The organism is Streptomyces fungicidicus (assembly GCF_003665435.1).
Lineage (GTDB): Bacteria > Actinomycetota > Actinomycetes > Streptomycetales > Streptomycetaceae > Streptomyces > Streptomyces fungicidicus.
The window spans coordinates 4,180,824-4,207,541 of sequence record NZ_CP023407.1 but is presented as its reverse complement, the minus strand read 5'-3'; the positions used below and the strand labels follow the sequence as shown (position 1 = coordinate 4,207,541).

Below are 26,718 nucleotides of genomic sequence, written 5' to 3'. Positions count from 1 at the left end.
AAGGAATTAATACGACAAGCCGATGAAATGGCTGCATCACTCGCCAGAGCGACTGATTCATCCATTTGCCCGGAAAGTCTATGCCACTCCTTTACTCTCAATTACGATCTTTTTACTCATAGTTGCCATCCGGAAGTGAGAGCCCATGTCAGCCTGCGTCCCGGCCCGCGCCGCCGACTCCGATCGGACCGAGCGCGCCCACCCGCCGCACAGCCCCCCGCCGACCGGCCCCCCGGGCTTCCGTCTCGCGGGCGCCGATGTGTCGGCCTCGATCGCGGTCTTCCTGATCGCCCTTCCGCTGTCGCTCGGCATCGCCCTCGCCACCGGCGCACCGCTCCAGGCCGGCCTGGTCGCCGCCGCCGTGGGCGGAATCGTCGCCGGAAGGTTCGGCGGCTCCCCGCTCCAGGTGAGCGGCCCCGCCGCCGGACTCACCGTCGTCACCGCCGACTTGATCCAGCACTACGGCTGGCGGACGACCTGCGCCATCACCGTCCTCGCCGGAATCGCCCAGCTGGGCCTCGGCTGCCTGCGCGTGGCACGCGGGGCGCTCGCCGTCAGCCCCGCGATCGTGCACGGCATGCTCGCCGGCATCGGCGTCACCATCGCCGTCGCCCAGCTGCACATCGTCCTCGGCGGCACTCCGCAGAGCTCCGTCCCCGACAACCTCCGCGCCCTGCCGCACCAGTTGGCGAACCTGCGCCCCGAGGCCCTGTCGGTGAGCGTGCTGACCCTGGCCCTGCTGCTGCTCTGGCCACGACTGCCCGGCCGGGCGGGGCGCCTCCTCCGCCCGGTCCCGGCCGCGCTGATCGCCGTGGCCGGAGCCACCGCCGTCGCCGCCGCGGCCGGCCTCGTCCTGCCCAAGGTGGACCTTCCGTCCTGGCGCAACCACGCCCTGGCCGGGCTGCCCGAGGGGCCCGTACTGGGGCTCGCCGCCGCCGTGCTCACGACGACGCTGGTGTGCAGCGTGCAGTCGCTGCTCGGCGCGGTGGCCGTGGACAAGCTGGTGGCCGCCCGCCCGGGTCCCGGCCATGTCGGGCGGTCCGACCTGGATCGCGAACTGCTCGGGCAGGGCGCCGCCAACATCGTCTCCGGCTCCCTGGGCGGACTGCCGGTGGCCGGCGTCGCGGTCCGCAGCACCGCGAACGTCAGAGCGGGCGCCGTGAGCCGGAACTCCACGGTGCTGCACGGCGCTCTCGTGGTGATCGCCGCACTGCTGCTGGTCCCGCTCCTGGAGTTCATCCCGCTCGCCTCGCTCGCCGCCCTGGTGATGGCCGTCGGCATCCAAATGGTGTCCCTGCATCACATCCGCACGGTGACCCGCCACCGCGAAGTCCTGGTCTACGCGGTCACCACCCTCGGCGTGGTGTCCCTCGGCGTCCTGGAGGGAGTGGCGCTCGGCATCGCCATGGCGGTCGGGGTGGCCCTGCACCGGCTCACCCGCACCCGTATCACGCACCGCGAGAAGCACGGAGTCCACCACGTCCACGTCCGGGGGCAGTTGACGTTCCTCGCGGTGCCACGGCTCAGCCGGGCCCTTCATCTCGTACCCCAGGGCGCCGCAGTGGTCGTCGCCCTGGACGGCTCCTTCATGGACCACGCGGCGTACGAGACGCTGCAGGACTGGCAGAGCACCCACACCGCACGGGGCGGCACCGTCGAGATCAACGGCCGCCGCGCCGGGGTCCGTATCGCCGAGCCCGCCGCCCTCGCCTCCGGGCACCCGCCCGACGGCACCGAGGAGGCCGGCTCCTCCGACGCCGGCTGCCGCTGCCGGCCCTGGACGCCCTGGCGCAACCACCAGTGCGAGCGCCCGCCGTCCCGGCCGGCCGGCGACCCGGGGCCGAGCACCGCCGACAACGGCCGGGCCCCGGACGCGACCTACGGACAGGACAGCGCCGACGGAGCCGCGCCGGATTCGGACGGCACGGGTGGCGACCGGCTGATGCGCGGCATCAGCACCTTCCAGCGCACCACCGCCCCCCTGGTGCGCGGGGAGCTGGCCCGGCTGGCACGCGAGGGTCAGCGGCCCTCACAGCTGTTCCTGACCTGTGCCGACTCGCGGGTGGTCACCTCCATGATCACGTCCAGTGGTCCGGGAGACCTGTTCGTGGTGCGCAACGTCGGCAACCTCGTGCCCCCGCCCGGCACGGAGAGCGGCGACGACTCGGTGGCCGCCGCCATCGAGTACGCCGTGGGCGTGCTGGCGGTGCGGTCGATCACGGTGTGCGGGCACTCGGGGTGCGGTGCCATGCAGGCACTGCTCGACGCCGAACCGGGCGGCACCGGTACTCCGCTCGGACGGTGGCTGCGGCACGGCCGGCCGAGCCTGGAGCGGAACGGCGACGCAAGCGGCCCCCGGGCGCGGCTGGCCGGGCGGACGCCCGCAGACGCCGCCGAGGAGCTCTGCCTGACGAACGTGGTGCAGCAGCTGGAGCATCTGCGCGCCCATGAACCGGTGGCCCGGGCGCTGAAGGACGGGGCCCTCGAGCTGCACGGACTGTACTTCCACGTGGGTGAGGCCCAGGCGTATCTGCTCACCGAACGGGACGGGGAGAAGGTGTTCGACCGGGTGCGTTCCGCGGACCTGACGAGGTGAGTTGACCCGTCCGGGTGTGAGAGGCGTTACACACCTTGAACCGGCTCGCGCCGGGCCCCGTGGGAAGAGGTGTCGCACACCGCGCCACTCCACCCGACAGGTCTAAACCAATTTCCCGTCGGACCTTGTCAGCGCACCCCCGGGTCTGATGAGCTGTGGCCTGGGACACAACGGACACCCTGGGAAAGGCAGATGCCGTGAGCAATGAAAGCCTGGCCAACCTTCTGAAGGAGGAGCGTCGCTTCTCGCCCCCCGCCGACCTGGCCGCGAACGCCAACGTCACGGCGGAGGCGTACGAACAGGCCAAGGCTGACAGGCTCGGCTTCTGGGCCGAGCAGGCCCGCCGGCTGACCTGGGCCACCGAGCCCACCGAGACCCTGGACTGGTCGAACCCGCCGTTCGCCAAGTGGTTCAAGGACGGCGAGCTCAACGTCGCCTACAACTGCGTGGACCGGCACGTGGAGGCCGGACACGGCGACCGGGTCGCCATCCACTTCGAGGGCGAGCCGGGCGACAGCCGCGCGATCACCTACGCCCAGCTCAAGGACGAGGTGTCCAAGGCGGCCAACGCCCTCCTGGAGCTGGGTGTCCGCAAGGGCGACCGGGTCGCCGTCTACATGCCGATGATCCCGGAGACCGCGATCGCGATGCTGGCCTGCGCCCGCGTCGGCGCCGCGCACTCCGTGGTCTTCGGCGGCTTCTCCTCGGACGCGCTCGCCACCCGCATCAAGGACGCCGACGCACGTGTCGTCATCACGGCCGACGGCGGCTACCGGCGCGGCAAGCCGTCCGCGCTCAAGCCGGCCGTCGACGAGGCGGTCACCAAGGCGGGCAACGTCGAGCACGTACTCGTCGTCCGCCGCACCGGCCAGGACGTCGCCTGGACCGAGGGCCGCGACGTGTGGTGGCAGGACCTGGTCGAGCGGCAGAGCGCCGACCACACCCCCGAGGCGTTCGAGGCGGAGCACCCGCTGTTCATCCTCTACACCTCGGGCACGACGGGTAAGCCGAAGGGCATCCTGCACACCTCCGGCGGCTACCTCACCCAGACGGCGTACACGCACTGGTCCGTCTTCGACCTCAAGCCGGAGACCGACGTGTACTGGTGCACGGCCGACGTCGGCTGGGTCACCGGGCACTCGTACATCGTCTACGGCCCGCTCGCCAACGGCGCCACCCAGGTCATGTACGAGGGCACGCCGGACACCCCGCACCAGGGCCGCTTCTGGGAGATCGTGCAGAAGTACGGCGTCACGATCCTCTACACGGCGCCCACCGCGATCCGGACGTTCATGAAGTGGGGCGACGACATCCCCGCCAAGTTCGACCTGTCCTCGCTGCGGGTGCTCGGCTCCGTCGGTGAGCCGATCAACCCCGAGGCGTGGATCTGGTACCGGAAGAACATCGGCGCGGACCGCACTCCGGTGGTGGACACCTGGTGGCAGACCGAGACCGGCGGCATGATGATCTCGCCCCTGCCGGGCGTGACCGACGCCAAGCCGGGCTCGGCCCAGACCCCGCTGCCGGGCATCTCCGCAACCGTCGTCGACGACGAGGCCAACGAGGTGTCCAACGGCGGCGGCGGCTATCTGGTGCTCACCGAGCCGTGGCCGTCGATGCTGCGCACCATCTGGGGCGACGACCAGCGGTTCATCGACACCTACTGGTCGCGGTTCGAGGGCAAGTACTTCGCCGGTGACGGAGCCAAGAAGGACGACGACGGCGACATCTGGCTCCTCGGCCGGGTCGACGACGTGATGCTGGTGTCCGGGCACAACATCTCCACCACCGAGGTCGAGTCCGCGCTGGTCTCCCACGCCTCGGTGGCCGAAGCGGCCGTGGTGGGCGCGGCGGACGAGACGACCGGCCAGGCCATCGTCGCCTTCGTGATCCTGCGCGGCACGGCGGCGGAGACCGAGGACCTCGTCGCCGAGCTCCGCAACCACGTGGGCGCCACGCTCGGCCCGATCGCCAAGCCCCAGCGGATCCTGCCGGTGGCGGAGCTGCCGAAGACCCGCTCCGGCAAGATCATGCGCCGTCTGCTGCGGGACGTCGCGGAGAACCGCGAGCTCGGGGACGTCACCACGCTGACGGACTCCGCGGTCATGGACCTCATCCAGGCCAAGCTGCCCCAGGCGCCCGGCGAGGACTGAGCCGGCACCGCCCGGTCAAGGCTGTACGGGGGCACCCGGCGCGCTCACGCGCCGGGTGCCCCCGGTGCTCCTGGTGCGACGGAGGAGCACGTTAGCTAAACTAAGCAAAAAGCTGTCTCATGGAGCGCCGGGAAGTCTGGTCGGCACACGTTTCGTGCTGCCCCCGATCAGAGGAACCTCCCGTGAACGCGCCCCGCACCCCCAGCCCCCGCAAGGCCTTCGGACGTCTCTCCCTGCCCGAGCGGACCTACGTCGCGGACGCGCTGCGCACCGAGACCGTCGGCGGGGTGCTGCTGCTCCTCGCCGCCGTCGCGGCGCTGGTCTGGGCGAACATACCCGCACTGCGCGGCGGCTACGAGAGCGTCAGCGACTTCCACTTCGGCCCCGGAGCCCTCGGCCTGGACCTGTCCGTGGCGCACTGGGCCGCCGACGGCCTGCTCGCCGTCTTCTTCTTCGTCGCGGGGATCGAGCTCAAGCGCGAGCTCGTCGCCGGGGACCTGCGCGACCCCAAGGCCGCCGCGCTCCCCGTCGTCGCCGCCCTGTGCGGCATGGCCGTACCGGCCCTGGTCTACACGCTCACCAGCGGCGTCGGCGGCGGCTCCCTGGCGGGCTGGGCCGTGCCCACCGCCACGGACATCGCCTTCGCGCTCGCCGTGCTCGCCGTCATCGGCACCTCCCTGCCGAGCGCGCTGCGGGCCTTCCTGCTCACCCTCGCCGTCGTCGACGACCTGTTCGCCATCCTGATCATCGCCGTCTTCTTCACCGAGAGCCTGAACTTCGCGGCGCTCGGCGGCGCGGTCGCGGGCCTCGCCCTGTTCTGGCTGCTGCTGCGCAAGGGCGTACGGGGCTGGTACGTGTACGTGCCGCTGGCGCTGGTCGTGTGGGGACTGATGTACAACAGCGGCGTCCACGCCACCATCGCCGGGGTCGCGATGGGCCTGATGCTGCGATGCCACCGCCACGAGGGCGAGGAGCACTCCCCCGGCGAGCACATCGAGCACCTCGTCCGGCCGCTCTCGGCGGGCCTCGCCGTCCCGATGTTCGCCCTGTTCAGCGCCGGTGTGGCGGTCTCCGGCGACGCCCTCGCGAAGGTGTTCACGCAGCCCGAGACGCTCGGCGTGGTGCTCGGCCTTGTGATCGGCAAGACGTTCGGCATCTTCGGCGGTACGTGGCTGACGGCTCGCTTCACCCGTGCCTCGCTCAGTGACGACCTGGCCTGGGCGGACGTGTTCGCGGTGGCGACCCTCGCCGGCATCGGCTTCACCGTCTCTTTGCTCATCGGGGAGCTGGCCTTCGAGGGCGACGCGGTGATGACGGACAGCGTCAAGGCGGCCGTGCTGGCCGGCTCGCTGATAGCCACCGCCGTCGCGACCGTCCTGCTGAAGGTGCGCAATGCCAAGTACCGGAGGCTGACGGACGCGGAGGAGCTCGACGAGGACCACAGCGGCATACCGGACGTCTACGAGCAGGACGACCCGGAGTACCACCTGCGCATGGCGGAGATCCACGAACGGAAGGCGTCCGAGCACCGGCGGCTGGCCCGGGAGAAGGCGGCCGAACGGGACGCGCTTGCCGAAGTGCCGGGCGGGGCAGGCGAGGAGCACGACGGTCCGGCATGATCTGACGAGACGGTACAAAAGACGGCGGCGCGACAGACCGACGCGCCGACCGCCGGACACGCACCGTCGGACGGCACACTGAACCGTACGCGCAGGAACGCAGAACGTACGCAGAAGAGGGAGACCGCGATGAGCGCACCCGACGGCAGCCCGGTCGGCGCCGAACGCAGCATCGGCCAGCTGTTCGCCTCGGCGACGGCGGACATGTCGGCGCTGGTGCACGACGAGATCGCGCTGGCGAAGGCGCAGCTCAAGCAGGACGTCAAGCGGGGAGCGACCAGCGGCGGCGCGTTCACCGCGGCCGGTGTGCTGCTCCTGTTCTCCCTGCCGATGCTGAACTTCGCGCTGGCCTACGGCATCCGCACCTGGAGCCACTGGAACCTCGCGGTCTGCTTCCTGCTCTCCTTCGCGGCGAACGTGCTGATCGCCGGGTTCCTCGCGCTCATCGGCATCGTCTTCGCGAAGAAGGCGAAGAAGGGCCGGGGCGCGCAGAAGGTCGCCGCCTCGATGAAGGAGACGGCGGGCGTGCTGCAGAAGGCCAAGCCGCACCCGCGCCCCGAGCTGCCCGAGGACCGGGTCCCCCAGGCCATCGAGGCTGTGGCACGCTCGTCCTCATGACGGAACCCGCCACCCCTCCGGCGCAACCCGCCTCGGTCGTACGCCTCGACATCCCCGGCGGCGCCGGGCTGGTCCACCGCGACGTCGCCGCCAACGGCGCCCGTTTCCACATCGCGGAGCTGGGCGACGGCCCCCTGGTGCTGCTGCTGCACGGTTTCCCGCAGTTCTGGTGGACCTGGCGGCACCAGCTCACGGCGCTCGCCGACGCCGGTTTCCGGGCCGTGGCCATGGACCTGAGGGGGGTCGGCGGCAGCGACCGCACACCGCGCGGCTACGACCCGGCCAACCTCGCGCTGGACATCACCGGGGTGATCCGCTCCCTCGGTGAGCCGGACGCCGCGCTGGTCGGCCACGACCTGGGCGGTTATCTGGCGTGGACGGCGGCGGCGATGCGCCCCAAGCTGGTACGGCGGCTGGCCGTGGCCTCCATGCCGCATCCGCGGCGCTGGCGCTCGACGCTGGTCTCCGACGCCCGGCAGTCCGCCGCCCTGTCCCACATCTGGGGTTTCCAGCGGCCCTGGATCCCGGAGCGCCGGCTCACCGCGGACGACGGGGCGCTGGTGGCCGAGCTCATCCGGGACTGGTCCGGGCCGCACCTGCCGGACGAGAAGGCGCTGGAGCACTACCGGCGGGCCATGTGCATCCCGTCCACGGCGCACTGCTCGATCGAGCCGTACCGCTGGATGGTGCGGTCCCTGGCCCGCCCGGACGGCATCCAGTTCAACCGCAGGATGAAGCGGCCGGTGCGGGTGCCGACGCTGCATCTGCACGGCTCGCTGGACCCGGTCGTCCGTACGCGCAGTGCCGCGGGGTCCGGGGAGTACGTCGAAGCGCCGTACCGCTGGCGGCTGTTCGACGGGCTGGGGCACTTCCCGCACGAAGAGGATCCGGTCGCGTTCTCCACAGAACTGATCAATTGGCTGAAGGATCCGGAACCCGATCGATGAGCCTGCCGCACGCTTGTCTGACGAACAGCCAATTGCCGCGCGCATAGGCCAATTGGGGACGCCCGAGGTGGTTATCGACCTTGGGGCGGGGGCAGACGTCCGGGTATGGGCTGGACGCACGACTACAGTGACGCAGGCCGCGACCGCCACTCGGCGGCCGGTAGGGGCTCCCACCAGCGAGGCGGTGCACCACAGATGGCAGGTACGGACCTCAGGGTGGGAATCCCGCGTATCCTCCGCCGCCGGGCCCGCTGGGTCTCCGTCCGCCTGCGCCACCCGCGCGGCTGACGGCCCGCACCTCCGTACGACGCCACGCACCGAGGTCCCGCATCTGCCGGACGGGTCCTAGAGCGCGCAGTTGTCGCTGTCCACCTGCTGGTTGGCGCTGCGGCCCCTGGCGATGTCCTCCTGGATCTCGTCCGCCGTGAGCGCGTAGCCCGTGTCGGCGTCGTCGAGGGACTTCGCGAAGACCACGCCGTAGACCTCGCCGCGAGGGGTGAGCAGCGGGCCGCCGGAGTTGCCCTGACGGACCGTCGCGTACAGCGAGTACACGTCGCGGCGGACCGTGCCGCGGTGGTAGATGTCGGGCCCGTTGGCGGTGATGCGTCCGCGCAGGCGCGCCGCGCGGACGTCGTATGCCCCGTTCTCCGGGAAGCCGGCGACGATCGCGCTGTCGCCGCTGCTCGCGTCCTCGCTCGTGAACCGCAGCGCGGGCGCCTTCAGATCGGGTACGTCGAGGACGGCGATGTCGCGCTTCCAGTCGTAGAGGACGACCGTCGCGTCGTACTTCCTGCCCTCGCCGCCTATCTGCACGGTCGGCTCGTCGACTCCGCCGACGACATGCGCGTTGGTCATGACGCGGCGTTCGGAGAAGACGAATCCGGTGCCCTCCAGCACCTTGCCGCAGCTCGCGGCGGTGCCCATCACCTTGACGATGGAGCGCTGCGCGCGCAGGGCGACGGGGCTGCCCGCCAGGGCCGGGTCGGGGGGCCGCACGTCCGTGATGGGCTCGTTGGAGAAGGGGCTGAAGACCTGCGGGAAGCCGTTCTGCGCGAGGACCGAGGAGAAGTCGGCGAACCAGGTGTCCGCCTGTCCCGGCAGCGCCCGTGAGACCCCGAGCAGCACCTTAGAGCCGCGGACCTCCTTGCCGAGGGTCGGCAGCGTCGTGCCCGCGAGGGCGGAGCCGATCAGCCAGGCGACCAGCAGCATCGCGACGACGTTGACCAGGGCGCCGCCGGTGGCGTCCAGCGCGCGGGCCGGGGACCAGGTGATGTAGCGGCGCAGCTTGTTGCCGAGGTGGGTGGTCAGCGCCTGGCCCACGGAGGCGCAGACTATGACGACGACGACCGCGACCACCGCGGCCGCCGTACCGACCTCGGAGTTGTCCGTCATCGCGTCCCAGATGACGGGGAGCGCGTAGACGGCGACGAGACCGCCGCCCAGGAAGCCGATCACCGACAGGATGCCGACGACGAAGCCCTGGCGGTAGCCGACGACCGCGAACCACACGGCGGCGACGAGCAACAGGATGTCCAGCACGTTCACCGCTTCAAGCCTCGCCTCGTCCTACCCAGCACGGCGCCCACCCTGTCATGACCGCCAGTCCAGCGGGACCCGCTTGTCCCGGTCCCAGGGCAGCTCCCACCCCGCGAAGTGCAGCAGCCGGTCGATGACCCCGGCGGTGAAGCCCCACACGAGGGCCGATTCGACCAGGAATGCCGGGCCCTGGTGACCGCTGGGATGGACCGTGGTCGCACGGTTGTCCGGGTGGGTGAGATCCGCCACGGGGACGGTGAACACCCGCGCGGTCTCGTTCGGGTCGACGACGCCGACCGGGGTGGGCACCCGCCACCAGCCCAGCACGGGGGTGACGACGAAGCCGCTGACCGGGATGTAGAGCTTGGGCAGCACGCCGAACAGCTGGACGCCCGACGGGTCGAGCCCGGTCTCCTCCTCGGCCTCGCGGAGAGCGGCCCGCAGCGGCCCTTCGCCCTGCGGGTCGCCGTCCTCGGGGTCGAGGGCGCCACCGGGGAAGGCCGGCTGTCCGGCGTGCGAGCGCAGTGAGCTCGCGCGCTCCATGAGAAGCAGCTCCGGGCCGCGCCCGCCCTCACCGAAGAGGATGAGGACGGCGGACTGGCGCCCCGTGCCGTTCTCCGGAGGCAGGAAGCGGCTCAGCTGCCTCGGCGCGACCGTCTCCGCCGCGTCGGCCACCGGGTCGAGCCACGAGGGCAGCCCCTCCTTGCTGACCGTCACCGGGCCGCCCCGGGTACCGCTCGTCCACGTCATCGCCGCCCCCGTCGTCCGGCCCCGTCCCAGCGGTTCAACGCCCGGCCACCCCGAGATCGTTCCGCCGGTCCCGGCCGTGCGTGCCGCCGCGTCATCCGGCCCCCAGCGGCGGGGCGGGCCGGCCGCCGGCGTCCAGATAGGCCTGCGGGGGCTTGAGGCGCTGTCCCGGGAGGCCGCCCTTCTCGTACTTCAACAGCTTCTTCGCCTTCTCCGGGTCCGTCTCGCCCTCGCCGTACGCCGGGCAGAGCGGCGCGATGGGGCAGGCGCCGCAGGCGGGCTTGCGGGCGTGGCAGATGCGGCGGCCGTGCCAGATGACGTGGTGCGAGAGGTCGGTCCAGTCGCTCTTGGGGAAAAGCGCGCCGACGGCCGCCTCGATCTTGTCCGGGTCGGTCTCCCCGGTCCAGCGCCAGCGGCGCACCAGGCGCTGGAAGTGCGTGTCCACGGTGATGCCGGGGCGTCCGAAGGCGTTGCCGAGCACGACGAAGGCGGTCTTGCGGCCGACGCCGGGCAGCTTGACCAGGTCCTCGAGCCGGCCCGGGACCTCGCCGCCGAAGTCCTCCACGAGCGCCTTCGAAAGCCCCATGACCGACCGGGTCTTGGCGCGGAAGAAGCCGGTGGGGCGCAGGATCTCCTCCACCTCCTCGGGGTTGGCGGCGGCCAGGTCCTCGGGGGTGGGGTACTTCGCGAAGAGGGCGGGGGTCGTCTGGTTGACGCGCAGGTCGGTGGTCTGCGCGGAGAGCACGGTGGCGACGACGAGTTGGAAGGGGTTCTCGAAGTCCAGCTCCGGGTGGGCGTACGGGAAGACCTCGGCGAGCTCGCGGTTGATGCGGCGCGCGCGGCGGACCAGCGCGGTGCGCGACTCGTCCCCGGCCGGCCCGACGACGGTCTTCGCCGGGGCGGCCCGGACGGAAGCGGTCGCCTTCTTGGGCGCGACGAGCGGCTTCTTGGCGGTGGGAGCCTTCCGGACGGGGGCGGTCTTCTTCGCCGGGGCCTTCTTCCCGGCCGGAGCGGTCTTCTTCGCCGCCGGAGCGGTCTTCTTGCCCGCCGCGGCCTTCTTGCCGGCCGGTGTCTTCTTCTCCGGCGACGTCTTCTTCTCCGGCGACGTCTTCCTGGCCGCGGTCGCCTTCGCCGGGCCGGCGGGGGCCTTCTTCGCCGGGGCGCCCTTGTCCTCGCCGGCGCCGCCCGCGCCTGCCGTCGGCTTCTCCTTCACCGGGGACCTCTTCGTCGTCTTCGCCGTTTTCCTACCACCATCGGAGCCCTGTTCGCCCACAGCGGAATCGCGACGTACACCCACCCGCGCAGCCCCCTCGGCCTGTGCTCTCACCGGCGATTTGGACACCCGGCCAGCCTACGACCCGGCACCGACATCCGCCCCGGACCCTGAAGATCGGCGTCCAATTGGACCCCTGCCGCTTACCCCGACCGGCCCGTACGGCATCCTTGTGACAGATCACACTGTTTGGAACGTCCGGCAAGATGGGCACCAGGGTCCCCTGGTACGTGGGGACAAGATCCCCTGAGCAGGTCGACAAGGAGAGAACTCGTGGACGACGTTCTGCGGCGGAATCCGCTCTTCGCGGCGCTCGACGACGAGCAGGCCGCCGAGCTTCGCGCCTCCATGAGTGAGGTGACCCTCGCACGGGGCGACTCCCTGTTCCACGAGGGCGACCCCGGCGACCGGCTCTACGTGGTCACCGAGGGCAAGGTCAAGCTGCACCGCACGTCCCCCGACGGCCGCGAGAACATGCTCGCCGTGGTCGGTCCGGGCGAGCTGATCGGTGAGCTGTCGCTCTTCGACCCGGGCCCGCGCACGGCGACCGCCACCGCGCTGACCGAGGTCAAGCTGCTCGCCCTGGGCCACGGCGACCTCACCCCCTGGCTGAGCGCCCGCCCCGAGGTCGCCACGGCGCTGCTGCGGGCCGTCGCGCGCCGGCTGCGCAAGACCAACGACGCGATGTCGGACCTGGTCTTCTCGGACGTCCCGGGCCGTGTCGCCCGCGCGCTGCTGGACCTCTCGCGCCGCTTCGGCGTGCAGTCCGAGGAAGGCATCCACGTGGTGCACGACCTCACGCAGGAGGAGCTGGCCCAGCTGGTCGGCGCGTCCCGCGAGACGGTCAACAAGGCCCTGGCGGACTTCGCCCAGCGCGGCTGGCTCCGGCTGGAGGCCCGCGCGGTGATCCTGCTGGACGTCGAGCGCCTCGCGAAGCGCTCGCGCTGACCCCGCGGGCACGGCAGCCCCGGCCGCTCGCTGCCTAGCTGCCTAGATGAGGCCGTGCTCCCGCAGGTACTCCAGCTGGGCCCGTACCGACAGCTCGGCGGCGGGCCACAGGGAGCGGTCCACGTCGGCGTAGACGTGGGCGACGACCTCGGCCGGTGAGCGGTGGCCGGCCTCGACGGCCGTCTCGACCTGGGCGAGCCGGTGGGCGCGGTGGGCGAGGTAGAACTCGACGGCGCCCTGGGCGTCCTCCAGCACGGGCCCGTGGCCCGGCAGCACCGTGTGGACGCCGTCGTCGACCGTGAGCGACCTGAGCCGGCGCAGCGTGTCCAGGTAGTCGCCGAGACGGCCGTCGGGGTGGGCCACGACGGTCGTGCCGCGGCCCAGGACGGTGTCGCCCGTGAGGACCGCGTGATCGGCCGGGAGATGGAAGCACAGGGAGTCGGACGTGTGGCCGGGGGTCGGTACGACCCTCAGCTCCAGGCCTCCGACGGCGATGACGTCCCCGGCGGCCAGCCCCTCGTCACCGAGCCGCAGCGCCGGGTCCAGCGCCCGCACCTTCGTGCCGGTCAGCCCGGCGAAGCGGGCGGCGCCCTCGGCGTGGTCGGGGTGACCGTGCGTCAGCAGGGTGAGGGCGACCCGCTTGCCGGCCCGCTCCGCCGTGCCCACGACGTGCCGCAGGTGCCCGTCGTCCAGCGGGCCGGGGTCGACCACGACCGCGAGGTCGGAGTCCGGTTCCGACAGGATCCAGGTGTTGGTGCCGTCCAGGGTCATCGCCGACGGGTTGGGGGCCAGCACGTTGACGGCACGCGCGGTGGCCGGGCCGGAGAGGACACCGCCGCGCGGCCGGCCGGGAAGGGCGCTGGCGTCCGTCATGCGGGGGCTCCACCGGTCGGGATGCGCTTGGTGAACTCGTCGTGTCCCGGCCAGGAGAGCACGATCTCGCCCTCCACCAGGCGCGCGGTGGCGAGCACGGGAGTGAGGTCCCGCGCGGGCGCCGCGTCGAGCGCCTCCGCGGCCGTTTCGTACGCCGTGAGCCGGCGCAGGGTCGCGATGGTCGGGGGCATCATCAGCAGCTCGCCCCGGTCGTACCCGGCGGCCGCGTCGCGCGGGGTGATCCACACCGTGTGGTCGGCCTCCGTGGAGGCGTTGCGGGTGCGCTGGCCCTCGGGGAGCGCGGCGACGAAGAACCAGGTGTCGTAGCGGCGGGGCTCGAACTCGGGGGTGATCCAGCGCGTCCACGCGCCGAGCAGGTCCGAGCGCAGCACCAGTCCCCGGCGGTCCAGGAACTCCGCGAAGGAGGTCTCGCGCGCGACGAGCGCGGCGCGGTCCGCCTCCCAGTCCTCGCCCGTGGTGTCGCCGACGACGGTGTCGGGGGTGGGTCCGGCGAGCAGGACGCCGGCTTCCTCGTACGTCTCGCGCACGGCCGCGCAGACGATCGCCTGGGCGCCCGCCTCGTCGACGCCCAGCCTGTCCGCCCACCAGGCGCGCGCGGGGCCCGCCCAGCGCACGTGCCGGTCGTCGTCACGCGGGTCCACGCCGCCGCCGGGGTAGGCGTACGCGCCTCCGGCGAACGCCATGGACGTACGCCGGCGCAACATGTGCACGGCGGGTCCGTCGCCGGTGTCCTTGAGCAGCATGACGGTGGCCGCGCGTCTCGGCACGGCCGGCGTGAGGTCGCCGCTCGCGAGGGCCCGGATCAGCTCCGGCCACTCCGGCGGGTACCACTGACCGTCAGCCTGCGCATTCGCCATGGCCGGAGGCTATCCCGTGACGGGCGGATGTTCGAGTGCCCACCGGGAGTCGGCGTACGGGCCGCACCCGGCGCCGTCGTGACAGGTACGGCGCCTGCTCGTCGTGCCGCGTCGGCACCACCGAATGGCGGTACGTGCGGACGGCAGTACCGGGACGGCGGCGCGGCGGATCCGTCGGCGGGCGGCGCGCAGGAACTTCGCGCCGCCCGCCGGAGGCTCACGCCTCCGTGAGTTCGACCTGGATCTCGACCTCCACCGGGGCGTCCAGGGGCAGTACCGCGACGCCCACCGCGCTGCGCGCGTGGACGCCCTTGTCGCCCAGGACCTCGCCGAGCAGTTCGCTCGCCCCGTTGAGGACACCCGGCTGGCCGGTGAAGTCCGCGGCGGAGGCCACGAAGCCGACGACCTTCACCACGCGGGCGACGCGGTCCAGGTCCCCGGCGACGGACTTGACCGCGGCGAGGGCGTTCAGCGCGCAGGTGCGCGCCAGTTCCTTCGCCTCCTCCGGGGTGACCTCCGCACCGACCTTGCCGGTCAGCGGGAGCTTGCCGTCCACCATGGGCAGCTGGCCGGCGGTGAAGACGTACTGCCCCGACCGCACGGCCGGCTGGTACGCGGCCAGCGGAGGTACGACCTCCGGCAGGGTCAGGCCCAGCTCGGCCAGTCTCGCCTCGACGGCGCTCATGCCTGCTTCTCGCGCTTCAGGTAGGCCACCAGCTGCTCGGGGTTGTTCGGCCCGGGCACGACCTGGACGAGCTCCCAGCCGTCCTCGCCCCAGGTGTCCAGAATCTGCTTCGTTGCATGGACGAGCAGCGGCACAGTCGCGTATTCCCACTTGGTCATGCGGCCGACTCTAGCCTCCGGGCCGGGCCGCTCGCGGCCCCCGTCCCGCCCCCTCGTGCGGGGGCACGACTTCCGGGAACCGCGACCCGGAGCCGCCGGGCGGCGGCGCGAGCATTTAGGCTCGAAGACGTGAGCAGGCTCCAGGTCGTCAGCGGCAAGGGCGGAACCGGCAAGACCACGGTGGCCGCGGCCCTCGCGCTGGCCCTGGCCACGGAGGGGAAGCGGACGCTTCTCGTCGAGGTCGAGGGCCGCCAGGGCATCGCACAGCTCTTCGAAACGGAGGCGTTGCCCTACGAGGAGCGGAAGATCGCCGTGGCTCCGGGCGGCGGCGAGGTGTACGCCCTCGCCATCGACGCGGAACAGGCCCTTCTGGACTACCTCCAGATGTTCTACAAGCTCGGCAGCGCCGGCCGTGCCCTGAAGAAGCTCGGCGCGATCGACTTCGCCACCACCATCGCCCCCGGCGTGCGGGACGTCCTGCTGACCGGCAAGGCGTGCGAGGCGGTGCGGCGCAAGGACCGCGGCGGGCGGTTCGTCTACGACTACGTCGTGATGGACGCCCCGCCGACCGGCCGCATCACCCGCTTCCTGAACGTCAACGACGAGGTCGCGGGGCTCGCCAAGATCGGCCCGATACACAATCAGGCACAGGCGGTGATGCGGGTGCTGAAATCGCCGGAGACGGCGGTGCACCTGGTGACGCTGCTGGAGGAGATGCCGGTCCAGGAGACCGCGGACGGCATCGCGGAACTGCGCTCCGCGCGGCTGCCGGTGGGGCGGGTCATGGTCAACATGGTCCGGCCGGAGGTGCTGGACGGGCCCGGTCTGGAACTCGCGGAGGCGGTCCCTCGTTCCTCCATCGCGCGGGCGCTGTCGTCCGCGGGGCTCGGCGGCGCGCGGCGCGGAGGACACGCCGAGCGGCTGGTGGACCCGCTGCTCGCGCAGGCGGAGGAGTACGCCGAGCGGTACACGCTGGAGACGGAGCAGCGCGCCGTGCTGGCGGACCTCGGCGTGCCGTTGCACGAACTGCCACTGCTGGCGGAGGGCATGGACCTGGCCGGCCTGTACGCGCTCGCCAGGGAGCTGCGCGGACAGGACGTGTCATGACCGGCCCCGTCACGAGTCGGAAGCACCGGAAGCAGGGGATCTCATGAGTCGTGGTCCGGAATCGGCGCAGGCGCAGAACCCGTCCCGGCAGCACCTCTCCCCCACCCGCTCGCTCGACATCGACCCGCTGATCGAGGACCCCACCACCCGGATCGTGGTGTGCTGCGGCTCGGGCGGGGTCGGCAAGACCACCACCGCCGCCGCGCTGGGCCTGCGCGCGGCCGAGCGGGGGCGCAAGGTGGTCGTGCTCACCATCGACCCGGCCCGCCGGCTCGCCCAGTCCATGGGGATCGACTCGCTCGACAACACCCCGCGCCGGGTGAAGGGCGTAGACGACTCCGCCGGCGGCGAACTGCACGCGATGATGCTGGACATGAAGCGCACCTTCGACGAGATCGTCGAGGCGCACTCGGACCCGGAGCGGGCCTCCTCGATCCTGGGCAACCCCTTCTACCAGTCGCTCTCCGCCGGTTTCGCGGGCACGCAGGAGTACATGGCGATGGAGAAGCTGGGCCAGCTGCGGTCCCGGGACGAGTGGGACCTCATCGTGGTCGACACCCCGCCGTCCCGCTCCGCGCTGGACTTCCTGGACGCCCCCAAGCGGCTCGGTTCCTTCCTCGACGGCAAGCTGATCCGCGTGCTGCTGGCCCCGGCGAAGGTCGGCGGCCGGGCGGGGATGAAGTTCCTGAACGTCGGGATGTCGATGATGACCGGCGCGCTGGGCAAGGTGCTCGGCGGCCAGCTGCTGAAGGACGTGCAGACGTTCGTGGCCGCGATGGACTCGATGTTCGGCGGGTTCCGTACGCGTGCGGACGCCACGTACAAGCTGCTCCAGGCGCCGGGGACGGCGTTCCTGGTGGTGGCGGCCCCGGAGCGGGACGCGCTGCGCGAGGCCGCGTACTTCGTGGAGCGGCTGGCCGCGGAGCGGATGCCGCTGGCCGGTCTGGTGCTCAACCGGGTCCACGGCAGCGGCGCGGACCGGCTGTCGGCCGAGCGGGCGCTCGCCGCCGCGGAAAATCTTGAGGACTCCCGCATTGTGGATCAGGAGGACGGGAAAGCTGGAGTTCGTAACTCTCCCGAAACGTACGGCAGTTCAGACTCCCCCACCTCTGAGACCGCCGAAGCGGACGCGGAGCGGTCCGTCGACCGGCTCACCGCCGGCCTGCTGAGGCTGCACGCCGAGCGGATGCGGCTGCTCTCACGCGAGCAGCGCACACGTGACCGCTTCACCGCGCTGCACCCCGAGGTGGCGGTGACCGAGGTGGCCGCGCTCCCCGGTGACGTGCACGACCTCGCGGGGCTCCGGGACATCGGTGACCGGCTCGCGGCCGGCCGGCCGGAGCTGCCCGAAACCCCCTGACCCGGGAGCCGTCGGGGAACCGCGTGGCACCAAGGACCCCCCGAGGGCCCTCAGCTCACCGCCGCGTAGTTCTCGTACACCTCGTCGTCGTCGAGCGGGACGACACCCGTCCCCCGCTCGTACTCCGAGCGCGCGGTCTCCAGCAGCCTGCGCCAGGACGTCACGGTGGGCCGCCGGCGCAGCAGCGCCCGGCGCTCACGCTCCGTCATGCCTCCCCACACGCCGAACTCGACGCGGTTGTCGAGCGCGTCGGCCAGACATTCGGTGCGTACCGGACATCCGGTGCACACCGCCTTGGCCCTGTTCTGCGCTGCTCCCTGAACGAACAGTTCATCCGGATCGGTAGTGCGGCAGGCGGCCTGCGCACTCCAGTCGGTAACCCAGCCCATACCGGCGCCGTCCTCTCCCGAATCGAGGCTCCCCCACGGCGGCAGCGGCATATTCACCGCCGCCAGTTGAGGACGTTACGGAAGGTGGGCACAGCGCAACACCCCCAGCGGGCCCAATCTTGAATGGTCCGAACGGACTATGGGTAAGCGGCAGATCACCCGGGGGAGTGAGGGGGCGACATGCGTGACGAACCCGGCATTCCATGGCGTTTCAGTTGCGTCACATAGGGCACGGTGTGACACACGAGGCGGATCCGGACACGGACTCAACACACCTCGACCGAACTCGTACGAAGAAAGTCGAGCAGATCCGGAACGATTCGGGTTCGCCGGACGTATTGATACGTGGCCTCACTGCTGTGACAGTTGAGAGCAGCTTAGGCCAAGGCATATACGCTTGTCCGGCGAATGAGAACGTAGGCTGCTCCCATGCCAAAGAAGCGCTCGGGCGGTGGCCTGTCCTCCACGCAGCAGGCCGCCAAGTTCCTCGGTGTCAGTGTCCTCGCGGGGGCCGTCATGGCCGGCATCGCGCTGCCCGCCGTGGGCGCGCTGGGCCTGGCGGCGAAGGGATCGGTCGAGAGCTTCGACGAGCTCCCGGCCAACCTCAAGACGCCGCCGCTGAGTCAGCGCACCACCATCCTCGACGCGGACGGCGGCCAGATCGCCACCGTCTACTCGCGCGACCGCACGGTGGTCGACCTCAAGGACATCTCGCCGTTCATGCAGAAGGCGATCGTCGCGATCGAGGACTCGCGCTTCTACGAGCACGGCGCGGTCGACCTCAAGGGCGTGCTGCGCGCCCTCAACAAGAACGCGCGCAGCGGTGAGGTCTCCGAGGGCGCGTCCACGCTCACCCAGCAGTACGTGAAGAACGTGTTCGTCGAGGAGGCGGGCGACGACCCGACGAAGGTCGCGCAGGCCACGCAGCAGACCCTCGGCCGCAAGATCGCCGAACTGAAGTTCGCGATCCAGGTCGAGGAGGAGCTGGGCAAGAAGAAGATCCTCGAGAACTACCTCAACATCACCTTCTTCGGGCAGCAGGCGTACGGCGTCGAGGCCGCCGCCCAGCGGTACTTCTCCAAGGCCGCCAAGGACCTCAACCTCCAGGAGTCCGCCCTCCTCGCCGGCATCGTCCAGTCGCCGAGCCGCTACGACCCGGTCAACGACGAGGCGGAGGCGACGAAGCGGCGCAACACCGTGCTCGCCCGGATGGCCGCGGTCGGCGACGTCTCCCAGGAGGAGGCCGACAAGGCGGCGAAGGCCCCGCTCGGACTGAAGGTCAGCAAGCCGAAGAACGGCTGCATCACCGCGGTCAACGACGCCGGGTTCTTCTGCAACTACGTCAAGAACGTGTTCCTCAACGACCCGGTCTTCGGCAAGGACGCGAAGACCCGGGCGAAGCTGTGGAACCAGGGCGGCCTCACCATCCGCACCACCCTGGAGCCGCAGGCCCAGGCGTCCGTCCACCAGTCGCTGCAGGACCACATCAACGCGAGCGACGAGGTCGCCGCCGCGACCACCCTCGTCGAGCCGGGGACCGGCAAGATCGTGGCGATGGGGCAGTCGAAGCCGTACGGCTCCAACGCCAAGGAGCACGAGACCGAGATCAACTACTCGGTGGACTACGCGATGGGGACGAGCGCCGGCTTCCCGACGGGCTCCACGTTCAAGCCGTTCGTGGCGGCCGCCGCCCTCGAGGAGGGGCGCCCGGCGACCCAGGAGTACCCCTCGCCGTACGAGCTGACGGTGCCGAGCCCCATCCAGACCTGCGGCAAGCCCTACACCAACGAAGACGGCGCCAAGATCCCGAACGAGAACGAGTCGGAGAAGGGCCCGTACCAGCTGAAGAAGGCGATGGCCCTCTCGGTCAACACCTACTTCATCGAGATGGTCGCGGACATCGGTCTCTGCCCGGTCACCAAGATGGCCGAGAAGCTGCACGTCCGCCAGGGCAGCGGCAAGCAGATGCCCCAGGTCCCGTCGATCGCCCTGGGCACCGAGTCCGTCTCCCCGCTGACCATGGCGTCCGCGTACGCCGCCTTCGCCAACCGCGGCATGTACTGCACGCCGGTCGCCATCGAGGCGGTCACGCAGCGGGTGGGCGACACCAGCAAGAGCCTCCAGGTGCCGAAGTCCGCCTGTTCGCGGGCAATGTCGGAAAAGACCGCCGACACCATCAACGCCCTGCTCAAGGGCGTGGTCGACTCCGGTACCGGCCAGCAGGCCGGGCTCGGCGACCGGGACAACGCGGGCAAGACCGGTACCACCGACGAGCGCCGCAACGCCTGGTTCGTCGGCTACACGCCGAACCTCTCGGGCGCCGTCTGGGTCGGCAGCGCCACCCAGCAGGTGAAGATGCAGAACATCACCATCGGCGGCGTCTACCACGACCTCGTCTACGGCGCCGACACCCCGGGCCCGATCTGGAAGGACGCCATGACGGGCGCCCTCTCGGGCAAGGAGGCCGGTTCCTTCGTCCCCGTCCACATCCCCGACCCGAAGGAGAAGGACGAGGACGGCGGTGACAAGCCCGGCGGCGGAAACGACAACGGCAACGGTGACGGCAATGGCGGCAACGGGGGCGACGGCTTCCTGGGCGGCCTGACCGGCGGCGGGAACGACGGCGGCGGCGGCACGGAGCCGACCTTCCCCGACGGCTTCATCCGGGGCAACGGAAACGGCGGAGGACGCGGATAACCGCTCCGAGGAGCTTCCGGGTCCGGCCGGGCGCACAGTCGCGAGGCCGGCGACCACGACGGAGGAGGGGCCCGCCGGTGACCGGCGGGCCCCTGCTCCGTTCCGCGGCCCTCCCTCGGCCCGGCGGCCCGTTGGGCCGAGGGAGGGCCGCTGGCGTAATTGCGACAATTCACGTCGGCCGACCGCTGTCTCATGTGGCGCCGACGACGATGGTGGGCATGCTTGGCGATCTCTCCCGACGGCTGGTCACCGACGAGTTGTGGGCCCTGACGAAGCCGCTGCTGCCGGCGTTCGCCCCGCGCAGGCAGGGCGGGGGCACGCCCCCCGCCGACGAGCGCGCGGTGCTCACCGCGGTGGTGTACGTGCTGACCAGCGGCTGTGCCTGGCGCCTGCTGCCGCCCTGGCTCGGGGTGTCGCCGGCGACCGCGCACCGCCGCTTCACCGCCTGGACGAAGGCCGGGGTGTGGCGAGGGCTGCACCGGGCCGCGGCAGGCGGTCAGTTCGCGCGTCCGGGCGACTCCGACTGGGCCGCCGCGATCGTGAGGGCCGCGGGGCTGCGGGCCGGGCGGGGGCCCGCTCCGGCCCGCGGGCGGGCGCCACATGAGACGGACCCGAAGACACAGAATGACTCAGCAATTGCCCAATTCGGACAGCGACTGATCCCTTGACTCGGCAATTCCCCTGGTGTTCCTTTGATCACCGTGCGCATGAGGGGAGGAGTGATTCATGGGGTTCCAGAAGGACTTCGAGGGGCGAATACGCGGCCTCTTGGCAAGCGGCGCGGCCTCTCTGGCGATTCTGGCCGGTATCACCGGGTGCGGCTCGGACACAGCGGGAGACGAGCACAGCAATCCGGTCGCGGCACACGCCGGCAGTGAATCCGCCGCCACTCCTGCCAAGGGCCCGCTCGACGTCGCCATGCAGGAAAAGGCGGACCAGAAAAAGGGGTTTTCGCTCCGCGACGCGACAGGCCTGAACCGGTATGTGAGTCCGGCTCACGCGGAGGAATTCAAGGTCTGTTTCGAGAAGGAGAAGCCGAAGCTCAGCGCGGTGATCCTCTTCGCGGTCCGCGATTCCGAGGCCTGCCCGGAGAAGGTCGGCGCCGAAAGGAAGGCCGACGCGACGCCGAACGTCGTGGGCGTGCGCCTGCGCGCGGCCTCCGACCGGCTCGTACTCGCGGGATACACACCGCAGCGCATTCACGTGGACATCACCGGCGAGCCCCTGTCCAAGGAGCGCAGCTGGTCCTCCACGGTCTGCGAGCAGAGCCCCGCGGCCGGCACGCCCTTCTCGGCGGACCTGGAGCCGCGGCTGGTGATCTCGGCCTCCTGCCACAAGGACTGAACCACAAACCCACGGATCCACCACGAGAGAACGAAGAGGTAATCCCATGCGCAAGTTCGCGCGCGTCGCCGCCGTACTCCCGATCGTCGCCGCCCTCAGCATCGGCATGACGTCGACCGCCGGGGCCGAGACGGACTGCACCGACTACTCCGACAACGGCGGCGCCAAGGCCACGTTCAAGGCGTACGGAGAGCACCTGCTGATCGACGACATCTTCGCCGACGGCCACTCCGCCATCGGGGGAATCGAGATCTACGGCGACGGTCACTACTTCTACTGGAACAGGAACGGCGCGGACTCCGGCGTCCGCGACGTCAACCTCGACATCAAGGAAGGGACGTCCGTCGTCATCAACGCCTTCCTCGGGGACTGGGACGGCACCGTCACGGGCGGAATCGACTTCGGCTCCAACGTCGTGTCCAACTGCCACGGGGTGGCCTGACCATGCGCAGAACACTCGCCACCGCGGCCGCCCTCACGCTGTCGTTCACCGCTCTCGGTGTGGCCACGGCGCCCGGCGCCTTCGCCGCCACCGCGGGCGCCTCCGAGTACGGCTGCCCGGGGAGCCTCATCGACACGTACAACACCCCCGCGTCGGGCGAGGTGTGGGGGCAGCTGCGCCTGTACTACTCCTCGGCGAACGGCGGGACCAACTGCGCCGTGCTGCTGGCCAAGAAGTACTACGGCAAGAGCCACTACATGGAAGTCGGCATCAACATCACCGGCAGCAGCAACAACAAGCTCGACTACGGTGCGTACAGCTACTACGCGGGGCCGGTCACCGTGACGTCGACCAACGGGCACTGCATCGACCTCGGCGGCGGCGAGGACAACGGCGGCATATGGGCCGGCCGGAGCCTCAAGGGCGTCCACTGCGGCTGAGCGCCCCTCGCCGAACCGCCGTGCTTCCGCCCCCTTCTCTGGAAGGGGGCGAAGCGCGGTTTTTTCCCTTTTTCCATGCGCCCGCCGAAATAAACATGCCCGGCATCATTACGCCAGTGCCACAGAATTATGCATTACTCCGTCCCGGCCATGACATAGTCACCTGCGGCACCGCTTGTCCGGGTGCTCTTTTTTCGGTGCTTTTGCCCATGGAGGAGAAATGAAACTCCGGTCACGGATCGGCGTGATGTTCGGCGCCCTGTTCAGCGCGCTCGCCCTGGCCCTGATGGTCCCGGCTTCCGCCTCGGCCGGCGTCCTCGCGTGTGACAACTTCGGCTGCGACGGCCACGACCCGAACATCCAGAGCTGGGAGACCGGGCCGGTCTCCCCGTACGGCCCCTACCAGCTCGGCAACTCGTTCCTGTACGAGATGCGGTGGGGCAAGACCGACGGCGACCAGTACAGCTGGGCCCGGCTCCACTACATCAGCGGTTCGGGCGAGCAGAACTGGGACGTGTACGTCCAGCGCTGCACCAAGGACCAGTCCACCTGCTACTGGCGGCTCGGCCTGAAGCAGGGCGGCGCCTCGGGCTGGACCGCCAAGATCCCGGGCGGGACGAACTACTACTGGACGCGCACGCCGATGTACTACAACCCCTCGACGCACATGATGCGGGCCTGTGTCGAGGACCCGTCGGGCGACCAGAGCTGCACGCCCTGGTACTGAGCGGGCCCCGGGCCGTCTCTGTGACGGCCCGGCCGACGGCGGGCGGGACGGTGCTTCGGCACCGTCCCGCCCTTTTCCTTCCCATTTTATTAACTTCCCCATGCAACCAAGCCGCATTTAAAATAAAGACGAAAAGAGACCACAGACCGCATCGGGGATATTTTGACCACCGCACCGAGAACTTTTTCCGATCTTTCTGCCATCGACGCCAATGACCGAAAAATCTTGAACCTCTTGTATACGGGACTCAGTGACGCGTCGATCGCGCGGCATCTCGACGTGGGTCACCGCACCGTGCAGCGCAGGGTTCAGCGGCTCATGGAGCAGTTGGGGGCCAACGGGCGAGTGGCCCTGGGCGCACGCGCCCAGGAACTGGGTCTGCTGCACTCACGCCGCCGGGACAGGTCCGTGGCCAACGGCGACGGCGACGCCGCCGGTGGCCACGGGGCCAGGAGACCGTTCTCTCAGCGGTAGCGGGCGGCCCTGCGGCGCCGGGCCGGCTCCGTCACATCGGGCACCACGCCGGCCCCCGCCCGGGGACCTCGCTGCAGGGCGTACGTGACGACCCAGCCGGTTCTCGGGGCGGGGCAACCGGGCCCGGGCCCCTGGGCGTCCGGGGGGGCGCGGACGCGGGGTGGGGACGGCCGGGGGGCGTCCCCGGCCGTCGGTCGTACTCGGCCTGTACGCGGCTCGTACTCAGCCGGCCAGCAGCTTCTTCACCACCGCGGCGACCCGGCCGCCCTCGGCCTGCCCGGCCACCTTCGGGTTCACGATCTTCATCACGGCGCCCATGGCCCGCGGCCCTTCCGCACCCGCAGCCCTGGCCTCCTCCACCGCCTGGGCGACGATCGCGTTCAGCTCCTCGTCGGAAAGCTGCTTGGGCAGGTACTGCGCCAGCACCTCGCCCTCCGCCTTCTCCCGCTCGGACTGCTCGGGGCGGCCGCCCTGCGCGAAGGCCTCCGCCGCCTCACGGCGCTTCTTCGCCTCGCGGGTGATCACCTTCTGCACCTCGTCGTCGGAGAGCTCGCGCTTCTCCTTGCCCGCGACCTCCTCCTTGGTGATCGCGGCGAGCGTCAGCCGGAGCGTCGAGGAGCGGAGCTCGTCGCGCTCCTTGATCGCGGCGTTGAGGTCTTCCTGCAGCTTCGACTTGAGCGTGGTCATGACTTGATTGTCGCAGGTGCGCGCGGCGGAACGCCTGCTGATTTAAGGCCCGTCGCGATCGAAGGCCCGCCGTGTCCACAGGCGTTCGGCGGCGCTCTCCGGGTCTGACACGATGGACGCATGCGCGCGCGATACGGAATCCCCCTGGGAATCACGGCGGCCGGTGCCGCCGGACTGCTGTACGCGGCGGGCTTCGAGGCCCGCTCCTTCCGGCTGCGACGGGTGACGGTCCCCGTCCTGCCCTCCGGAATGCGCCCGATGCGCGTGCTGCAGGTCTCCGACATCCACATGGTGTGCGGTCAGCGCAAGAAGCAGCGCTGGCTGCACTCGCTGGCGGGCCTGCGCCCCGACTTCGTGATCAACACCGGCGACAACCTGTCCGACCCGGAGGGCGTGCCGGAGGTCCTCGACGCGCTCGGCCCGCTGATGGAGTTCCCGGGCGCGTACGTCTTCGGCTCCAACGACTACTACGGCCCCAAGCCGCGCAACCCCGCCCGCTACCTGCTCGAGAAGGTCCAGGGCCGGCACGGTCTCAACGGCAACCCGCCGGTGGTCGACGCGGTCCACAACCCGTGGGAGGACCTGCGGGACGGCTTCGACGCGGCGGGCTGGCTGAATCTGACGAACACCAGGGGCACGCTGAAGGTCGAGGGCGCGTCGGTCGAGCTGACCGGCCTGGACGACCCGCACATCAAGCGCGACCGGTACACGGAGGTGTCGGGCGGCCCGTCGGACACGGCGGACTTCTCGATGGGCGTCGTCCACGCCCCGTACCTGCGGGTCCTGGACTCCTTCACCGCCGACGGCTACCCCCTGGTCCTGGCCGGGCACACCCACGGCGGCCAGGTCTGCATCCCCTTCTACGGCGCCCTGGTCACCAACTGCGACCTGGACACCGACCGGGTGAAGGGCCTCTCCACGCACACCTCCGAGGGCCGCACGTCCTACCTCCACGTCTCGGCCGGCTGCGGCACCAGCCGCTACACGCCGGTCCGCTTCGCCTGCCCCCCGGAGGCGACGCTGCTGACCCTCGTGGGCAAGGACTGAGCCCCGCGGGGCGCACGTCACCCGTCCGGCTTACTCACATCGCCCCGAACCGGACATCCGCTCACGCTGGGGTGCATGACCGCCCCGATACCCAGGGACCTGCCGGACGTACCCGCCCTGCCGCGTACGCATCCGGCGTCGGCCCCGCTCTTCGCCCCCGCCAGAGCCGTCGTCCCGCTGGACCGCCGCCCGCTGGCGGCGGCGTACCGCCTGTTCGTGGCGCTGCTCGCGGCGGGAGCGGTGCTGGTCGAGGCCCTCGTCGTCAGCCCGGCCCGGGTCCTGAGCTACTTCGCGGTGCAGAGCGCGCTGCTGCTGGCCCTGGTCATGCTCGCGTCGGCCCGCCGCGCCTGGAGCGCCCGCCACCCCCTGCCGGGCGCCCTCACGGGCGCGGCCCTGCTGTACGTGGTCATGGCGGGACTGGTCCACCACATCCTCCTGGCGGACGCGACCCCGCGCTTCTCGATGACCGGCGAGGCGGCCGGCGCCTCCTGGCTGGAGCCGGTCGCCGCCCACACCCTGCACACGGTGCTCCCCGTCGCCGCGGTGCTGGACTGGCTCCTGCTCTCCCCGCCGGCCCGCACCCACCTCCGCCACGCCACCACCTGGATGCTGTACCCCCTGGCCTACCTGGCCTTCACCCTGGCCCGGGGCGCACTCCTCACCGACTCCCCCGACGCCTACCTCTACCCGTTCCTCGACGTCGCCCGGCACGGCTACCGGAACGTTCTCGCCAACGCCCTCCTGCTCGGCCTCGCCTTCTACGCCGCGGCCGTCATCCAGGTGGCCCTGGACCACGTCCGCCCGAACCTGGTCCGCCGCGGCCTGAAAACCGGATTTCGTCCACGGCCTCCAGTGGGCTAAAGTAAACGTCGTCGCCGCGAGAGCAGCGACGATCGGGGTGTAGCGCAGCTTGGCAGCGCGCTTCGTTCGGGACGAAGAGGTCGTGGGTTCAAATCCCGCCACCCCGACAGAG

The 26,718-nt window shown here is 71.0% G+C and carries 27 protein-coding genes and 1 tRNA gene; 19 read left to right on the top strand and 9 right to left on the bottom strand.

The annotated features are described in order from the left end of the window. The first annotated feature begins 145 nt into the window (after nt 1-145). From CNQ36_RS19260 to CNQ36_RS35315, 6 genes are all read left to right on the top strand, one after another. Complete coding sequence (locus tag CNQ36_RS19260) at nt 146-2,596, top strand: SulP family inorganic anion transporter (RefSeq protein ID WP_121546908.1); 2,451 nt, start codon at nt 146-148, stop codon at nt 2,594-2,596. 197 nt (nt 2,597-2,793) lie between these two features. Next, entirely contained in the window at nt 2,794-4,749 is a 1,956-nt protein-coding gene (gene acs, locus CNQ36_RS19255) for an acetate--CoA ligase (RefSeq protein WP_121546907.1), read from the top strand. Nucleotides 4,750-4,931: 182 nt separating this feature from the next. Then, nucleotides 4,932-6,368 (top strand): Na+/H+ antiporter NhaA, encoded by a 1,437-nt coding sequence (gene nhaA, locus CNQ36_RS19250; protein ID WP_121546906.1) that lies wholly within the window; start codon nt 4,932-4,934, stop codon nt 6,366-6,368. Between the two features lie 129 nt (nt 6,369-6,497). Beyond that, a complete protein-coding gene (locus CNQ36_RS19245) occupies nt 6,498-6,986 on the top strand; it encodes a phage holin family protein (protein ID WP_004928281.1) in 489 nt (162 codons plus the stop codon). After that, a complete protein-coding gene (locus tag CNQ36_RS19240) occupies nt 6,983-7,933 on the top strand; it encodes an alpha/beta fold hydrolase (RefSeq protein ID WP_004928285.1) in 951 nt (316 codons plus the stop codon). Before CNQ36_RS19245 ends, CNQ36_RS19240 begins: the two co-directional genes overlap by 4 nt. A gap of 105 nt (nt 7,934-8,038) precedes the next feature. After that, nucleotides 8,039-8,221 carry a hypothetical protein gene (locus CNQ36_RS35315; RefSeq protein ID WP_084828161.1) on the top strand — a complete coding sequence of 61 codons (183 nt, stop codon included), beginning with the start codon at nt 8,039-8,041 and terminating at the stop codon, nt 8,219-8,221. Between the two features lie 57 nt (nt 8,222-8,278). Here CNQ36_RS35315 and CNQ36_RS19230 read toward each other — a convergent pair whose 3' ends face one another. The 3 genes from CNQ36_RS19230 to nth form a co-directional block, all read right to left on the bottom strand. Next, nucleotides 8,279-9,478, bottom strand: coding sequence for a MarP family serine protease (locus tag CNQ36_RS19230; RefSeq protein ID WP_121546905.1), 1,200 nt, complete (start codon nt 9,476-9,478; stop codon nt 8,279-8,281). Between the two features lie 45 nt (nt 9,479-9,523). Beyond that, a complete protein-coding gene (locus CNQ36_RS19225) occupies nt 9,524-10,219 on the bottom strand; it encodes an NUDIX hydrolase (protein WP_040906524.1) in 696 nt (231 codons plus the stop codon). A gap of 91 nt (nt 10,220-10,310) precedes the next feature. Further along, nucleotides 10,311-11,429 (bottom strand): endonuclease III, encoded by a 1,119-nt coding sequence (nth, locus tag CNQ36_RS19220; RefSeq protein WP_228313016.1) that lies wholly within the window; start codon nt 11,427-11,429, stop codon nt 10,311-10,313. Between the two features lie 333 nt (nt 11,430-11,762). On the opposite strand from nth, the gene CNQ36_RS19215 reads away from it, so the two are divergent. Next, entirely contained in the window at nt 11,763-12,437 is a 675-nt protein-coding gene (locus tag CNQ36_RS19215; RefSeq protein ID WP_004928297.1) for a Crp/Fnr family transcriptional regulator, read from the top strand. Nucleotides 12,438-12,479: 42 nt separating this feature from the next. On the opposite strand, the gene CNQ36_RS19210 is transcribed toward CNQ36_RS19215, so the two are convergent. From CNQ36_RS19210 to CNQ36_RS19195, 4 genes are all read right to left on the bottom strand, one after another. Next, nucleotides 12,480-13,310, bottom strand: coding sequence for an MBL fold metallo-hydrolase (locus tag CNQ36_RS19210; RefSeq protein ID WP_121546903.1), 831 nt, complete (start codon nt 13,308-13,310; stop codon nt 12,480-12,482). After that, nucleotides 13,307-14,188 carry an NUDIX hydrolase gene (locus tag CNQ36_RS19205; protein ID WP_004928301.1) on the bottom strand — a complete coding sequence of 294 codons (882 nt, stop codon included), beginning with the start codon at nt 14,186-14,188 and terminating at the stop codon, nt 13,307-13,309. Before CNQ36_RS19205 ends, CNQ36_RS19210 begins: the two co-directional genes overlap by 4 nt. Nucleotides 14,189-14,405: 217 nt before the next feature. Then, complete coding sequence (locus CNQ36_RS19200; protein WP_121546902.1) at nt 14,406-14,873, bottom strand: RidA family protein; 468 nt, start codon at nt 14,871-14,873, stop codon at nt 14,406-14,408. Continuing rightward, nucleotides 14,870-15,031 (bottom strand): Sp36 family protein, encoded by a 162-nt coding sequence (locus CNQ36_RS19195; protein WP_003975360.1) that lies wholly within the window; start codon nt 15,029-15,031, stop codon nt 14,870-14,872. Before CNQ36_RS19195 ends, CNQ36_RS19200 begins: the two co-directional genes overlap by 4 nt. Nucleotides 15,032-15,160: 129 nt before the next feature. On the opposite strand from CNQ36_RS19195, the gene bagA reads away from it, so the two are divergent. Further along, entirely contained in the window at nt 15,161-16,138 is a 978-nt protein-coding gene (gene bagA / locus CNQ36_RS19190; RefSeq protein WP_121546901.1) for an ATPase BagA, read from the top strand. Between the two features lie 43 nt (nt 16,139-16,181). Next, nucleotides 16,182-17,498, top strand: a complete 1,317-nt coding sequence (gene bagB / locus CNQ36_RS19185) for an ATPase BagB (RefSeq protein ID WP_121546900.1) — start codon at nt 16,182-16,184, stop codon at nt 17,496-17,498. Between the two features lie 50 nt (nt 17,499-17,548). Here the strand turns inward: bagB and wblA are convergent, their stop codons facing one another. Then, on the bottom strand, nt 17,549-17,887 hold the full coding sequence (gene wblA, locus CNQ36_RS19180; protein WP_031115994.1) for a transcriptional regulator WblA: 339 nt from the start codon (nt 17,885-17,887) through the stop codon (nt 17,549-17,551). A 429-nt stretch (nt 17,888-18,316) separates the two neighbouring features. Here wblA and CNQ36_RS19170 point away from each other — a divergent pair, with 429 nt between their 5' ends. From CNQ36_RS19170 to CNQ36_RS19140, 7 genes are all read left to right on the top strand, one after another. Continuing rightward, nucleotides 18,317-20,584, top strand: coding sequence for a transglycosylase domain-containing protein (locus CNQ36_RS19170; protein WP_004928314.1), 2,268 nt, complete (start codon nt 18,317-18,319; stop codon nt 20,582-20,584). A 218-nt stretch (nt 20,585-20,802) separates the two neighbouring features. Further along, nucleotides 20,803-21,252: a transposase gene (locus tag CNQ36_RS19165; RefSeq protein ID WP_163013301.1), complete on the top strand. Its 450-nt coding sequence runs from the start codon at nt 20,803-20,805 to the stop codon at nt 21,250-21,252. A gap of 58 nt (nt 21,253-21,310) precedes the next feature. Next, the gene (locus tag CNQ36_RS19160) at nt 21,311-21,928 is read left to right on the top strand and encodes a PASTA domain-containing protein (RefSeq protein WP_121546898.1); all 618 of its coding nucleotides are present in this window, start codon (nt 21,311-21,313) and stop codon (nt 21,926-21,928) included. A gap of 46 nt (nt 21,929-21,974) precedes the next feature. Next, a complete protein-coding gene (locus CNQ36_RS19155; protein WP_004928320.1) occupies nt 21,975-22,370 on the top strand; it encodes a hypothetical protein in 396 nt (131 codons plus the stop codon). A 2-nt stretch (nt 22,371-22,372) separates the two neighbouring features. Continuing rightward, nucleotides 22,373-22,810: a hypothetical protein gene (locus CNQ36_RS19150; protein ID WP_121546897.1), complete on the top strand. Its 438-nt coding sequence runs from the start codon at nt 22,373-22,375 to the stop codon at nt 22,808-22,810. A gap of 220 nt (nt 22,811-23,030) precedes the next feature. Then, complete coding sequence (locus tag CNQ36_RS19145) at nt 23,031-23,537, top strand: hypothetical protein (protein ID WP_121546896.1); 507 nt, start codon at nt 23,031-23,033, stop codon at nt 23,535-23,537. Between the two features lie 162 nt (nt 23,538-23,699). Next, nucleotides 23,700-24,011, top strand: coding sequence for a response regulator transcription factor (locus tag CNQ36_RS19140; protein ID WP_228313015.1), 312 nt, complete (start codon nt 23,700-23,702; stop codon nt 24,009-24,011). Between the two features lie 222 nt (nt 24,012-24,233). Here the strand turns inward: CNQ36_RS19140 and CNQ36_RS19135 are convergent, their stop codons facing one another. Next, the gene (locus CNQ36_RS19135; RefSeq protein WP_004928331.1) at nt 24,234-24,698 is read right to left on the bottom strand and encodes a GatB/YqeY domain-containing protein; all 465 of its coding nucleotides are present in this window, start codon (nt 24,696-24,698) and stop codon (nt 24,234-24,236) included. Between the two features lie 120 nt (nt 24,699-24,818). Here CNQ36_RS19135 and CNQ36_RS19130 point away from each other — a divergent pair, with 120 nt between their 5' ends. The 3 genes from CNQ36_RS19130 to CNQ36_RS19120 all read left to right on the top strand — a co-directional run bounded on the left by CNQ36_RS19130 (nt 24,819) and on the right by CNQ36_RS19120 (nt 26,713). After that, nucleotides 24,819-25,745, top strand: coding sequence for a metallophosphoesterase (locus tag CNQ36_RS19130; protein WP_121546894.1), 927 nt, complete (start codon nt 24,819-24,821; stop codon nt 25,743-25,745). A gap of 75 nt (nt 25,746-25,820) precedes the next feature. Beyond that, nucleotides 25,821-26,606, top strand: coding sequence for a Pr6Pr family membrane protein (locus CNQ36_RS19125; RefSeq protein ID WP_121546893.1), 786 nt, complete (start codon nt 25,821-25,823; stop codon nt 26,604-26,606). 33 nt (nt 26,607-26,639) lie between these two features. Then, a tRNA-Pro gene (locus tag CNQ36_RS19120) sits at nt 26,640-26,713 on the top strand. The last annotated feature ends 5 nt before the right edge of the window (nt 26,714-26,718 follow it).